At 69.7% G+C, this 11,982-nt stretch carries 13 protein-coding genes and 1 riboswitch; of the genes, 1 reads left to right on the forward strand and 12 read right to left on the reverse strand.

The features are described 5' to 3' along the window. Positions 1-24: 24 nt before the first annotated feature. From ACF1G2_RS12315 to rpsB, 9 genes are all read right to left on the reverse strand, one after another. Positions 25-1,104 carry a thiamine ABC transporter substrate binding subunit gene (locus ACF1G2_RS12315; protein WP_391798557.1) on the reverse strand — a complete coding sequence of 360 codons (1,080 nt, stop codon included), beginning with the start codon at positions 1,102-1,104 and terminating at the stop codon, positions 25-27. An 87-nt stretch (positions 1,105-1,191) separates the two neighbouring features. Further along, positions 1,192-1,299, reverse strand: a riboswitch (TPP riboswitch). 29 nt (positions 1,300-1,328) lie between these two features. Then, positions 1,329-2,435: a 23S rRNA (adenine(2503)-C(2))-methyltransferase RlmN gene (rlmN, locus tag ACF1G2_RS12320; protein WP_361603639.1), complete on the reverse strand. Its 1,107-nt coding sequence runs from the start codon at positions 2,433-2,435 to the stop codon at positions 1,329-1,331. A 134-nt stretch (positions 2,436-2,569) separates the two neighbouring features. Then, positions 2,570-2,755: a CsbD family protein gene (locus tag ACF1G2_RS12325; protein ID WP_391798225.1), complete on the reverse strand. Its 186-nt coding sequence runs from the start codon at positions 2,753-2,755 to the stop codon at positions 2,570-2,572. Between the two features lie 69 nt (positions 2,756-2,824). Then, entirely contained in the window at positions 2,825-4,447 is a 1,623-nt protein-coding gene (locus ACF1G2_RS12330) for an MFS transporter (protein WP_391798226.1), read from the reverse strand. A gap of 268 nt (positions 4,448-4,715) precedes the next feature. Further along, positions 4,716-5,801 carry a phosphatidate cytidylyltransferase gene (locus ACF1G2_RS12335; protein WP_383177428.1) on the reverse strand — a complete coding sequence of 362 codons (1,086 nt, stop codon included), beginning with the start codon at positions 5,799-5,801 and terminating at the stop codon, positions 4,716-4,718. Beyond that, the gene (frr, locus tag ACF1G2_RS12340) at positions 5,801-6,358 is read right to left on the reverse strand and encodes a ribosome recycling factor (RefSeq protein ID WP_361603651.1); all 558 of its coding nucleotides are present in this window, start codon (positions 6,356-6,358) and stop codon (positions 5,801-5,803) included. The genes ACF1G2_RS12335 and frr overlap by 1 nt, the downstream gene beginning before the upstream one ends. 100 nt (positions 6,359-6,458) lie before the next feature. Beyond that, positions 6,459-7,223: a UMP kinase gene (gene pyrH / locus ACF1G2_RS12345; protein WP_352191873.1), complete on the reverse strand. Its 765-nt coding sequence runs from the start codon at positions 7,221-7,223 to the stop codon at positions 6,459-6,461. A gap of 158 nt (positions 7,224-7,381) precedes the next feature. Continuing rightward, entirely contained in the window at positions 7,382-8,218 is an 837-nt protein-coding gene (gene tsf / locus ACF1G2_RS12350) for a translation elongation factor Ts (RefSeq protein WP_391798227.1), read from the reverse strand. A 123-nt stretch (positions 8,219-8,341) separates the two neighbouring features. Further along, the gene (rpsB, locus tag ACF1G2_RS12355) at positions 8,342-9,253 is read right to left on the reverse strand and encodes a 30S ribosomal protein S2 (RefSeq protein ID WP_391798228.1); all 912 of its coding nucleotides are present in this window, start codon (positions 9,251-9,253) and stop codon (positions 8,342-8,344) included. A 264-nt stretch (positions 9,254-9,517) separates the two neighbouring features. Between rpsB and ACF1G2_RS12360 the strand changes: the two genes are divergently transcribed. Continuing rightward, a complete protein-coding gene (locus ACF1G2_RS12360) occupies positions 9,518-10,003 on the forward strand; it encodes a M23 family metallopeptidase (RefSeq protein WP_391798229.1) in 486 nt (161 codons plus the stop codon). On the opposite strand, the gene ACF1G2_RS12365 is transcribed toward ACF1G2_RS12360, so the two are convergent. From ACF1G2_RS12365 to whiG, 3 genes are read right to left on the reverse strand one after another with little or no spacing between them, the layout of a single operon-like run. Beyond that, complete coding sequence (locus tag ACF1G2_RS12365; RefSeq protein WP_391798230.1) at positions 9,970-10,290, reverse strand: hypothetical protein; 321 nt, start codon at positions 10,288-10,290, stop codon at positions 9,970-9,972. The genes ACF1G2_RS12360 and ACF1G2_RS12365 overlap by 34 nt on opposite strands. A 7-nt stretch (positions 10,291-10,297) precedes the next feature. Beyond that, positions 10,298-10,855, reverse strand: coding sequence for a TetR/AcrR family transcriptional regulator (locus ACF1G2_RS12370; protein WP_391798558.1), 558 nt, complete (start codon positions 10,853-10,855; stop codon positions 10,298-10,300). A gap of 53 nt (positions 10,856-10,908) precedes the next feature. Continuing rightward, the gene (gene whiG, locus ACF1G2_RS12375; RefSeq protein WP_361603659.1) at positions 10,909-11,745 is read right to left on the reverse strand and encodes an RNA polymerase sigma factor WhiG; all 837 of its coding nucleotides are present in this window, start codon (positions 11,743-11,745) and stop codon (positions 10,909-10,911) included. Between the last annotated feature and the right edge of the window lie 237 nt (positions 11,746-11,982).

The raw sequence follows: 11,982 nt of genomic DNA on the forward strand, positions 1-11,982 counted from the left end.
CCCGGCGGTCGGACCGCTTACGGGCTACTTCAGGACGAGCGAGGACCACGACTGGATCCACTGGTCACGCTTCTCGGCGATCTTCTCGGGCGCCATGGTCTGCGGCTTGTCGACGACCACACCGTGCTTGGTGAACAGCTCGGGCAGCTGGGCGCCCTCGGTGACCGGGTTGACGAACATCTGCAGCGGCATGTCCTCCTGGAACTTCTTCGAGATCAGGAAGTCGATCAGCGCCTTGCCGCCCTCGGGGTTCTTCGCGCCGTTCAGCAGCCCGGCGAACTCGATCTGCCGGAAGCAGGTGCCGGTGGAGACGCCGGTCGGCGCGTCCTTCGGCTGCGGCTCGGAGTAGAGGACCTCGACCGGCGGGCTGGAGGCGTACGAGACCACCAGCGGCCGGTCTCCCTTGGCCTTCTGGCCGCCGGCCGAGCCGGAGAACTCCTGGTTGTAGGCGAGCTCCCAGCTGTCGACGGTCTTCACGCCGTTGGCCTTGAGCTTCTTCCAGTAGTCCTGCCAGCCGTCGTCGCCGTAGCGGGCGGCCGTGCCGAGGAGGAAGCCGAGGCCAGGAGAGGACTTCTCCGGGTTCTCGACCACGAGCAGGTCCTTGTACTCCGGCTTGGCCAGGTCGTCCAAGGTCTGCGGGGGCGCGAGCTTCTTGTCGGCGAAGTACTTCTTGTCGTAGTTGACGCAGATGTCGCCGGTGTCGACCGGGGTGACCCGGTGCTCCTTGTCGAGCTTCGCCTCGGCGGCGACGGCGTCCAGGCCCTTGGCCTCGTACGGCTCGAAGATGCCGTTGTCGAGCGCGCGGGAGAGCAGGGTGTTGTCGACGCCGAAGAAGACGTCGCCCTGCGGGGAGCCCTTGGTCAGGATCTCCTTGTTCACGGCCACGCCGGCGTCGCCGCTCTTGAGGACCTTGACGGTGAAGCCGGTCTGCCTGGTGAACTCCGCCAGGACCTCCTTGGAGGCGTTGAAGGAGTCGTGGCTCACGAGGGTCACGGTCTTCGGCGCGGGCTCACCGCTCTTGCCCGCCGCGCCTCTGACGTCGTCGGTGCCGCAGGCGGCGAGGGTGGTGACGCCCAGCGCGGCGGCGATCGCCGCCGCGGCCATCTTCTTGGTGCTCACTGAAATTTCCTCCTGGGTGTGACCAGGAAGAGACGCGGCCCTGCCCACCCGAAGGTGGGCAGGGCGCAACAGCTCGAGTTGCGACCGAACTTCCTACCCAGAATGACCTGGGCAAGGTTCAGAGGGTCTGCGGTCCGGTGACCGCACTCTCAGCGCTGTGGCGCTCCCCTGTCGGAATATGGAGATGTGTTCGAGCACAGACTACAAGGTCAGCGCTCCGACGCCGCGAGCTGTCCACAGGCGCCGTCGATCTCCTGCCCGCGGGTGTCACGGACGGTGACGGGGACGCCATGGGCGGCGATGGCCTCGACGAAGGCCTTCTCGTCCTCGGGCCGGGACGCGGTCCACTTCGATCCGGGCGTCGGGTTCAGCGGAATCAGGTTCACATGGACCCGCTTCCCCTTGAGCAGCCGGCCGAGGAGGTCGCCCCGCCAGGCCTGGTCGTTGATGTCGCGGATCAGGGCGTACTCGATGGAGATCCGGCGGCCGGACTTCTCGGCGTACTCCCAGGCGGCGTCGAGGACCTCGCGGACCTTCCAGCGCGTGTTGACGGGCACGAGGGTGTCGCGCAGCTCGTCGTCGGGCGCGTGGAGCGAGACGGCGAGCCGGCACTTGAAGCCCTCGTCGGCGAAGCGGAGCATCGCGGGCACGAGACCGACGGTGGAGACCGTGATGCCGCGCTGCGACAGGCCGAGCCCGTCCGGCTCGGGGTCGGTGAGCCGGCGGATCGCGCCGACGACCCGCTTGTAGTTGGCGAGCGGCTCGCCCATGCCCATGAAGACGATGTTGCTGAGCCGCGCCGGCCCCCCGGGCACCTCGCCGTCGCGCAGGGCGCGCATCCCGTCGACGATCTGGTGCACGATCTCGGCGGTCGACAGGTTCCGGTCGAGGCCGGCCTGCCCGGTGGCGCAGAACGGGCAGTTCATCCCGCAGCCGGCCTGTGAGGAGATACACATGGTGACCCGGTCGGGGTAGCGCATGAGCACGGACTCGACGAGCGTGCCGTCGTGCAGCTTCCACAGGGTCTTACGGGTGGTGTCGTCGTCGCACGAGATGTGCCGGACCACGGACATCAGGTCGGGCAGCAGCTCACCCTGCAGCTTCTCGCGGGAGGCGGCGGGGATGTCGGTCCACTCGGCGGGGTCGTGGGCGTACCGCGCGAAGTAGTGCGTGGACAGCTGCTTGGCGCGGAACGGCTTCTCGCCGATCGCGGCGACGGCCTCCTTGCGCTCGGCGGGCGTGAGGTCGGCAAGGTGCCGCGGCGGCTTCTTGGCTCCGCGGGGGGCGACGAAAGTGAGTTCTCCGGGCTTGGGCATGGTGGTACCAGTGTCGCAGACGAAACTCACCCCCCTGGGGCGGCGGCGCACAGGCGCATGGCCCTGGCGCGGGCTCAGGAGCGGGCGCGGGCTCGGGAGGCCGCACCGCAAGGTGCGGCAGATGCCCGAGCGGGTCAGGAGTGGTCGCGCTTCAGGGAGTCCTTGATGCCCTCCGCCCGTTCCCGGACGCTCTTCATCGTCTCGCGGATCCTGGTCTTCGCCTGGTCCGTCCTGCCCTCGGTCTCCAGCCGTTCGTTGCCGGTGATCTTTCCGGTGACCTCCTTGAACTTGCCCTTGGCCTTGTCCATCGCGTTGCTCATCGCCTGATCCCTTCGGTGGCCTGTCGGCTTACGTCCACGCTAGATCCGGGCGGTCCGCGGCGCCCCCGCTCAGCCGCCGGTGCGTGGAGAGCCCGGCTGGGTGGAGGGGATACGCGGCGTGAAGAACAGAGCGAGGAGCGAGCAGAGGGCGAGGATCGCCAGGGCCGCTCGCAGGCCGTCCAGACGGGCGGCCGCGTTCGCGTCCAGGGCTGCCGCGGTGACCGCCTCGGAGGTGCCCGCCTCGTCGAGCGCCGCCGTGAGCTGGGCGTCCGAGAGGAAGGGGACACCGCTCTGGAGTTCCACGGCGGCCCGGCTCTTGACGTCGGACGGGATCGCCGGATTCTGCTCGACGCTCGTGAGGAACGACGCCGTGAGCGCGGCGATCAGGAGCGACCCGGCGAGGGCCGTACCGATCGAGGCGCCGAGGTTGGTGACGGCGTTCTGCACGCCGCCGACCTCCGCGCTCCGGCTGTCGGGCACGGCGGACACGGTCACCGCACCGAGCTGCGAGGCCAGCGCGCCCATGCCGAGCCCGATCAGCAGCAGGGGGACGGTGACGATCTCCGCGCCGGCGTCGGCGTCGAGTGCCGCCATCAGCGCGACCGCGCCCGCGAGCAGCGCGAACACCCCGAGCCGGACCACCCGCCGGGGCGAGACGTCCGGGAGGAACCGGGGGATCAGGAGGGCCGCCGCCAGCAGCGTCAGCGAGAGCGGCAGGATCCGCGCCCCGGTCGCCAGCGCGGACAGCCCCAGGGCGACGGAGAGGTAGAGGGGGACGACGAAGAACACGCCCATCTGGACGAGGTACTGGAAGAAGAACATCGTCAGACCGCCGGTGAGCTGCTTGTTCCGCAGCATGGCCGGGTCGACGAGCGGCTCCCCGCCGCGCGCGGCGATCCGCGCCTCCCAGCGGAGGAAGAGCCATACCAGGAGCAGGCCCACCAGCATCGACCACACGACCATCGAGACGCCGAGCCAGGAGGGCGCGTCCGGCTTGGGCCGGAACCAGCCCCATTCGTCGGAGCGGAGCACGCCGTAGACGAAGATCCCGAGCCCGAGCGCGGACAGTACGGCTCCGACGAGGTCGATCCGCGAGCGCTCCTCGCCCACGGTGTCGGCGATGCGGCGGGCGAACACCAGGATGACGAGCACGACGAGGACCTCGCCGGCGAAGACCCAGCGCCACGAGAAGTACGTCGTGGCGACGCCCCCGATGAGCGGCCCCAGAGCGATGGCCACCGCTCCGGCGGCCGCCACGATCCCGTACGCCGTGGGGCGTCGCTCCGTGGCGAAGTTGCCGGCCACCAGCGCCACGATCGCGGGCATGATGAGCGCCGCCCCGATCCCTTCGAGGAAGGACCAGCCGACCAGCAGCACGGGAAGGTTCGGTGCCAGCGCCGTGGTCAGCGAGCCACAGCCGTAGATCACGCAGCCGATCATGAAGGCACGCTTACGCCCGATCAGCGCCCCGACCTTGCCCCCGGGGATCATGAACATCGCCATCACGAGCGTGTAGGCCGTGATGGCGCCCTGGATCCCGGTGACGGTGGTGCCCACGTCGTCGGCGACCGTCGCGATCGACACGTTCATGACGGAGCTGTCCAGCGCCATCAGGAACTGCCCGGCCGCGAGCGTCAGCAGGACGAGACGCGCCCCCGCCGGAGCTTCCGGACTTCCTCCCCTGGGTGTCATGGCCGCATCGTGCCAACGACGACCCCGAGGAGACCGAGACCCGCCGTAGCCGTCCACCACATGGCCGTACCCGTGGCGCCTTCCCTCCGACGGCGACCGGCGAGGTGACCGGCCAGGCGACCTCTCACGGGGCCGGCCGGCCCACCGCGCCGACGCCGGGGCCGCCGCCGGACGTCCCGTCCCCCGGCGCCCGAACGGGCCCTGGGCCGGACGCACGAGGGGCCCGTCGCTCGTGAGCGGCGGGCCCCTCGTGAGGGAGCGTGGAAGATCAGGTGGTACCGACGAACAGCACCAGCAGCAGCCAGACGACCGGCGCCGTCGGCAGCAGCGAGTCCAGGCGGTCCATGATGCCGCCGTGGCCCGGAAGCAAGGTGCCCATGTCCTTGATGCCGAGGTCTCGCTTGATCATCGACTCGCCGAGGTCACCGAGTGTCGCGCTCGCCGCCACCGCCAGGCCGAGCAGGAGGCCCTGCCACCACGAGCCGCCGTCGACCAGGAACTCCATGCAGAGCGCACCCGCCGCCATCGCGAACGTGACTGCTCCGACCAGGCCCTCGCGGGTCTTGCCGGGGCTGATCCGCGGAGCCAGCTTGTGCTTGCCGAAGCGCCAGCCGATCGCGTACGCGCCGGTGTCGCTGACGACCGTGAGCAGCAGGAACGTGAGCACACGCTCCGCGCCGTCGTCGGCCGTGAGCATCAGTGCCACGAACGTCGCGAGGAACGGTACGTAGAACGCGGCGAAGACGCCCGCCGTGACGTCCTTCAGATAGCCCTCGGGCCGTTCCGTCATCCGCCACACGAGCACCGCGAGCGCCGTCAGGGCCATGGCGACCCAGGCCCCCTCGGCGCCGCGGACGTAGCCGGCCACGACCATCGCCGCACCGCCGACGGCCAGCGGGACGAGCGGCGCCTTGATGCCCTTGCGCTCCTGGAGACGGGAGGTGAGCTCCCACAGACCGACCACGACGGCGACCGCTATGACGCCGACGAACGCGGCCTTCCAGATGAACAGGGAGGCGATGATGACGGCGCCCAGACCGACACCGACCCCTATCGCGGCGCCCAGATCGCGCCCCGCGCTCTTCTTCTGCGGGGCAGCGGGCTGGGACGGGCTGGACATGGGCTCCTGCGGGTGCTCGTTCGGCGTCTCGTCACGGAACAGGGGACCGCTCGGCTGAGCGGCCCCCCGGTCGTGGTCGTCCTGGTGATCGCCGGCGGGGACGTCGGGCACGATGGGCATGGGCCGAGTCTGCGCCGCCTGCAGCCCATCGTATGCGGGACCCGCCGGGGCAGGCCCCTGGTCGGGCCCCCAGTAGCCGGAACCGGCCGGGGCCCCCCAGGAAGAGTCGTTCATCAGACCTCGAGCAGCTCGGCTTCCTTGTGCTTGAGCAGCTCGTCCACCTGCGTGACGTACTTCGCGGTGGTGTCGTCGAGCTCCTTCTCCCCGCGGCGGCCCTCGTCCTCGCCGACCTCGCCGTCCTTGACCAGCTTGTCGATGGTCTCCTTCGCCTTGCGGCGGACGGAGCGGATGGAGATCTTGGAGTCCTCGGCCTTGCCCTTGGCGACCTTGATGTACTCCCGGCGGCGCTCCTCGGTCAGCTCCGGGAACACCACACGGATGATGTTGCCGTCGTTGCTCGGGTTGACGCCGAGGTCCGAGTCACGGATCGCCTGCTCGATGTTGCGCAGCGCGCTCTTGTCGAACGGGGTCACGACCGCCATGCGCGGCTCGGGAACCGAGAACGACGCCAGCTGATTGATCGGCGTGATCGCACCGTAGTAGTCCGCCACGATCTTGTTGAACATCGCCGGGTGCGCACGCCCGGTGCGGATCGCGGCGAAGTCCTCCTTGGCGACCACGACGGCCTTCTCCATCTTCTCCTCGGCCTCGAGGAGGGTCTCTTCGATCACCACTTGCTCCTGCGTGTCGTCGCGTCTTGTCCTGCACGGTGTACGACCGGCAGGGCCCTGTCCATCCCCTGGCGGGGAGGTACCCGGTTCGAGCCGAGGCTCAGGCCCGGGTGCCCTGGTCGTTCACGAGAGTGCCGATCTTCTCACCCTTCACCGCGCGAGCGATATTGCCCTCGGCGAGCAGTTCGAAGACGAGGATCGGCAGCTTGTTGTCGCGGCACAGCGTGATGGCGGTGGCGTCGGCGACCTTGAGGTCGCGGGAGATGACCTCTCCGTACTCCAGCGCGTCGTACTTCACCGCGTCCGGGTTCTTCTTCGGGTCGGAGTCGTAGACCCCGTCGACGCCGTTCTTGCCCATGAGCAGGGCCTCGGCGTCGATCTCCAGGGCACGCTGGGCGGCCGTGGTGTCGGTGGAGAAGTACGGCATGCCCATGCCGGCGCCGAAGATGACCACACGGCCCTTCTCCAGGTGGCGCACGGCCCGCAGCGGGATGTACGGCTCCGCGACCTGGCCCATGGTGATGGCGGTCTGGACGCGGGAGTCGATGCCCTCCTTCTCCAGGAAGTCCTGGAGGGCGAGGCAGTTCATGACGGTGCCGAGCATGCCCATGTAGTCGGAGCGGGCCCGGTCCATGCCGCGCACCTGCAGCTCGGCCCCGCGGAAGAAGTTGCCGCCGCCGATCACGACCGCGATCTCCGCCCCGTCGCGTACGACCGCGGCGATCTCGCGGGCGATCTTGTGCACGACGTCGGGGTCGACGCCGAGACCGCCGCCTCCGGCGAATGCCTCACCGGACAGCTTCAGCATGAAGCGGCCGGCCTTTTTGCCGTGGTTGTCGTCGCCCTGTACGGCGCTCTGGTTCATGGAGATCTCCTCGTGCACATACGACGAAGGCCATTGCCGGTGGGTCCTTGCGGTTTCCCGTACGGCAATGGCCTCCTCGTCAGAACTGCGGTCGTCCTACGCGAGCGTGGGCGACTGCTTCAGACCCTACCCGGGCCCGGTGTCCGTCGCGTACGGACTCAGATGCCGACCTTGATGCGCGAGAAGCGCTTCAGGGTGACACCGGCCTCGTCCAGGATCTGCTGGACGGACTTCTTGTTGTCCAGCGCGTACGGCTGGCCGAGCAGCGTGGCGTCCTTGAAGAAGCCGTTGACGCGACCCTCGACGATCTTCGGGAGCGCGGCCTCGGGCTTGCCCTCGGCGCGGGTGGTCTCCTCGGCGACGCGACGCTCGGTCTCGACGACCTCGGCCGGGACGTCCTCACGGGTGAGGTACTTCGGCGCGAAGGCGGCGATGTGCTGCGCGACGCCCTTGGCGATCTCGGCGTTCTCCTTGTCGAACTCGACGAGAACACCGATCTGCGGGGGCAGGTCGGGCATGGTGCGGTGCATGTAGGCCGAGACGAAGCCGTCGGCGTACTGCGCGAAGCGGTCGAGAACGATCTTCTCGCCCAGGTTGGCGTTGGCCTCGTCGACGTACGCCTGGACCGTCTTGCCGGGCTCGATCTCGGAGGCGAGCAGCGCCTCGAGGTCGGCCGGGGAGGTGGCGGCGACGTGGGCGGCGAGCGCGTTGGCGACGGCCTGGAACTTGTCACCCTTGGCGACGAAGTCCGTCTCGCACTTCAGCTCGACGAGGACACCGGAGGTGTTGTCGTCGGCGATGAGGGAGACGACGGCGCCGTTCTCGGCAGAGCGGCCCTCGCGCTTGGCGACGCCCTTCTGGCCCTTGATGCGCAGGGCCTCGACGGCCTTGTCGACGTTGCCGTCGGCCTCGTCCAGAGCCTTCTTGCAGTCCATCATGCCGGCGCCGGTGAGCTCACGGAGCTTCTTGACGTCAGCGGCGGTGTAGTTCGCCATGAGTCTGAGTTTCTCTCTCGAAGTCTGAAAGATCTACGGGTGGACGGCGGAGGCAACGCGCGCCTCCGCCGTCGACATCCGATACAACCAACCGGACCTGACCTGTGAAGGCCGGGTCGTGGGTCAGGCCTGCTCGGCCTCGGCGGCCGGAGCGTCGGCAGCCTCGGCGGCCGGAGCGGCCTCGGCAGCCTCGGCGGCCGGAGCCTCGGTCTTCTCGGCCTCGGCGGCGGCCGGAGCCTCGGCCTCGTCAGCCTTCTTCTCACCCTCGAGCAGGTCGCGCTCCCACTCGGCGAGCGGCTCGCCGGCGGCCTTCTCGCCCGGCTTCGAGTCGCCGGTCGCGGCGCCGGAGCGGGCGATGAGGCCCTCGGCGACGGCGTCGGCGATCACGCGGGTGAGCAGGGTGACGGAGCGGATCGCGTCGTCGTTGCCCGGGATCTTGTAGTCGACCTCGTCGGGGTCACAGTTGGTGTCGAGGATCGCGACGACCGGGATGTGGAGCTTGCGCGCCTCACCGACGGCGATGTGCTCCTTCTTGGTGTCGACGATCCAGACGGCGCTCGGCACCTTCTGCATCTCACGGATACCACCGAGGGTCTTCTCCAGCTTGGCCTTCTCGCGGGAGAGGACCAGGAGCTCCTTCTTGGTGAGGCCGGACGCGGCCACATCCTCGAAGTCGATCTGCTCGAGCTCCTTGAGGCGCTGCAGACGCTTGTAGACGGTGGAGAAGTTGGTGAGCATGCCACCGAGCCAACGCTGGTTGACGTAGGGCATGCCGACACGCGTCGCCTGCTCGGCGATGGCCTCCTGGGCCTGCTTCTTCGTACCGACGAACATGATGGAGCCGCCGTGGGCGACGGTCTCCTTGACGAACTCGTAGGCGCGGTCGATGTACGACAGCGACTGGAGCAGGTCGATGATGTAGATGCCGTTGCGCTCGGTGAAGATGAAGCGCTTCATCTTCGGGTTCCAGCGACGGGTCTGGTGACCGAAGTGGACGCCGCTCTCCAGCAGCTCCCGCATCGTGACGACGGCCATGGCCGTATCTCCTTGTGTTTCTCGGTTATGTCCTGACACCCCGGCGCGCCGTGCCGCGAGGGACCGAAAGGCGCTGCCACGACCGGTGAGGGCTGAGTGGCGGGGCGTGCGAAGTCGACCCGGTGACCCGGATCGCCATAGGAAGTGTACGGGACCCCGGGGGTGCCGGGTGACGGCGCTGTCCACAACCGGCCGGTAATCCACAGATATCAACCATGATCATCGCGAATCGGGCGGCTGCGGGACGGTGTCCCCATGCACCTCATGACGCACCTTCTTCTCGCCCTGGCGCTGACCTGGCCCCTGGGCCCGCCACGCCCGGAGATCGTCCGCGGCTGGGAACCACCGGCCGGCCCGTACGCGGCCGGGCACCGCGGAGTCGACCTGGCCGCACCGGTGGGCACCCCGGTCCGTGCGGCGGCATCGGGCGTGGTCACGTTCGCGGGCCGGGTGGCCGGCCGCGGGGCCCTCACCATCACCGTGCCGGGCACCGGGGAGCCGCCGCTGCGCACGACGTACGAACCGGTGGAACCGCGCGTCACTGCCGACACCGCCGTCACCCGTGGCGACCCGGTCGCCACGCTCGCTCCCCCGCCGCCCGGGAACACCCACTGCCCGGAGTCCTGTCTGCACTGGGGCCTGCTGCGTGGCGACACCTACCTGAACCCCCTGCTGCTCCTGCGCCGCGCCCCGTCGAGACTGCTCCCGGTGACGGATCAGCCGCCGTTCCCGGAGGGCACGAGGTCGTAGAGGTAGGAACGGTCGCCCTTGAAGCTGCGCCACACGGTCGCCGGAGGTCCGGGCTCGTCGCCGGTGCCGTCGACGGGGTGGGCGGTGACGAGGCCGTCGGCGATCTCGCAGTGCCAGCCGAGGCCGGGCGCCCAGAGGCACCGCACCTGGCCGTCCGTGCGGCGGTATGCCGGGCGGCCGTACTGCTCGCCGTCCCTCGCGAAGAGATGGCGCAGGCCGTCGACACGGCGCACGAAGGTGATCGAGGCGTGGGCCGTCGGGGCGTGCTCCGGGGTCCGGTCCGTCACGGCCCGGTCAGCCGGTGGCGCCGCGGAGGGCCATGGAGACCGCGGCCTCGGCGATGGTGTCCGGGTCCTCGGCCGCGCCCAGTTCGATACGGCGCACCGCCGCGTCGACGACGCCCTGGAGGAGCATCGCGCCCAGGCGGGGCTGGGCCTGGCCCAGGTCGGCGAGGGCTTCGACGATCATGGCCACGAGCCCGCCGTGGGCGGCGCGGATCTTCTCGCGGGCACCGTCGTCGAGCTCGCTGGCGGAGATGGCGACGACCGCGCGGTGGCGCCGGTCGCCCACGAGCTGCAGCTGCGTGCGTACGTACGCCTCCACCTTGCCCTCGGCGGTGTCGGCCGCCGCCATCGCCGTCTCGACCTCGGCCGCCCAGACGGGGAAGTCGACGGCGCACAGCTCCTCGACCACGGCCGCGCGGGAGCGGAAGTACTCGTACACCGAGGAGCGGGCGAGGCCCGTGCGCTCGGCGAGGGCGGGGAAGGTCAGCGCCTCCGTACCGCCCTCGGACAGCAGGGAACGCGCGGCGTCCAGCAGGGCGCCGCGCTGCATCGTCCGGTGCTCGGCCACGGAGGCCGCTCGAATCCTGGGCACGGCTCCACCATACGACCGGCCGCGCGCGGTCAGCGTCCTACATCGGCCAGCTTGGCCCGCAGCTGCAGGACGGACTTGGTGTGGATCTGGCTGACACGGCTCTCGGTGACGCCGAGGACCTGGCCGATCTCGGCGAGCGTGAGGCCCTCGTAGTAGTAGAGCGTGACGACGGTCTTCTCCCGCTCGGGGAGGGTGTTGATGGCCCGGGCGAGGAGCCTGCGCAGCTCGCGGTCCTCGGCGACCTCGACCGGGTTGTCAGCCGCGGTGTCCTCCAGGGTGTCCATCAGCGACAGCCGGTCGCCGCCCTCGCCGCCCGCGTGGAGCAGCTCCTCCAGCGCGACGACGTTCGCCAGGGACAACTGGCTGAAAACCGCGTGCAGTTCCTCCAGACCGATGTCCATCTCGGCCGCGACCTCGCTCTCGGTCGGGGTCCGGCGGAGCTTGGCCTCGAGGGTGGCGTAGGCGCGCTCGACGTTGCGCGCCTTCTGCCGGACGGAGCGCGGGATCCAGTCCAGGGCGCGGAGCTCGTCGATCATCGCGCCGCGGATGCGGGTGATCGCGTAGGTCTCGAACTTGATCGACCGCTCGACGTCGAACTTCTCGATCGCGTCGATCAGCCCGAAGACTCCGGAGGAGACGAAGTCGGCCTGTTCCACGTTGGAGGGCAGCCCCACGCTGACGCGGCCCGCGACGTATTTGACCAGCGGCGAGTAGTGCAGGATCAGCTGTTCCCGCAGCCGCTCGTCGCCCGTGTCCTTGTACGACCGCCACAGCTCGTCGAGCGATGTCGGTGCGGGTGGTCGCACGGTGCCCCGGGCTGCTGGGGGCACCGCAGCGCGGTCAGACCCGGAGGTGTGCTGGGGCATGCGTTGCCTTGAGCCGTTCTGCTGGCGGGTTGGTCGGTCTGGGTGTCCGGCAGGGAATCCTGGTGAGCGTAGCGTGACTGGACCGTCGCGGTGTGCGAACCTCTGCGGATCGCACCGCTCCGGGTGGCCGTCCTCGGCCACGCTTTCGAACCCGGGCGGAGGCGCGCTTCGGCCGCCGGGGTCCGACCTGGAGAACTGGCTGGTTCATCACCATCACCATTTCACCCGAATGCTCCG

The organism is Streptomyces sp. NPDC013457 (genome assembly GCF_043089925.1).
Taxonomy (GTDB): domain Bacteria; phylum Actinomycetota; class Actinomycetes; order Streptomycetales; family Streptomycetaceae; genus Streptomyces.

What these genes read in the sequence shown, in the direction of transcription:
- ACF1G2_RS12315 (WP_391798557.1), bottom strand. Translation starts at nt 1,104, where the DNA reads ATGGCCGCGGCGGCGATCGCCGCCGCGCTGGGCGTCACCACCCTCGCC.
- rlmN (WP_361603639.1), bottom strand. Translation starts at nt 2,435, where the DNA reads ATGCCCAAGCCCGGAGAACTCACTTTCGTCGCCCCCCGCGGAGCCAAG.
- ACF1G2_RS12325 (WP_391798225.1), bottom strand. Translation starts at nt 2,755, where the DNA reads ATGAGCAACGCGATGGACAAGGCCAAGGGCAAGTTCAAGGAGGTCACC.
- ACF1G2_RS12330 (WP_391798226.1), bottom strand. Translation starts at nt 4,447, where the DNA reads ATGACACCCAGGGGAGGAAGTCCGGAAGCTCCGGCGGGGGCGCGTCTC.
- ACF1G2_RS12335 (WP_383177428.1), bottom strand. Translation starts at nt 5,801, where the DNA reads ATGAACGACTCTTCCTGGGGGGCCCCGGCCGGTTCCGGCTACTGGGGG.
- pyrH (WP_352191873.1), bottom strand. Translation starts at nt 7,223, where the DNA reads ATGAACCAGAGCGCCGTACAGGGCGACGACAACCACGGCAAAAAGGCC.
- tsf (WP_391798227.1), bottom strand. Translation starts at nt 8,218, where the DNA reads ATGGCGAACTACACCGCCGCTGACGTCAAGAAGCTCCGTGAGCTCACC.
- rpsB (WP_391798228.1), bottom strand. Translation starts at nt 9,253, where the DNA reads ATGGCCGTCGTCACGATGCGGGAGCTGCTGGAGAGCGGCGTCCACTTC.
- ACF1G2_RS12360 (WP_391798229.1), top strand. Translation starts at nt 9,518, where the DNA reads ATGACGCACCTTCTTCTCGCCCTGGCGCTGACCTGGCCCCTGGGCCCG.
- whiG (WP_361603659.1), bottom strand. Translation starts at nt 11,745, where the DNA reads ATGCCCCAGCACACCTCCGGGTCTGACCGCGCTGCGGTGCCCCCAGCA.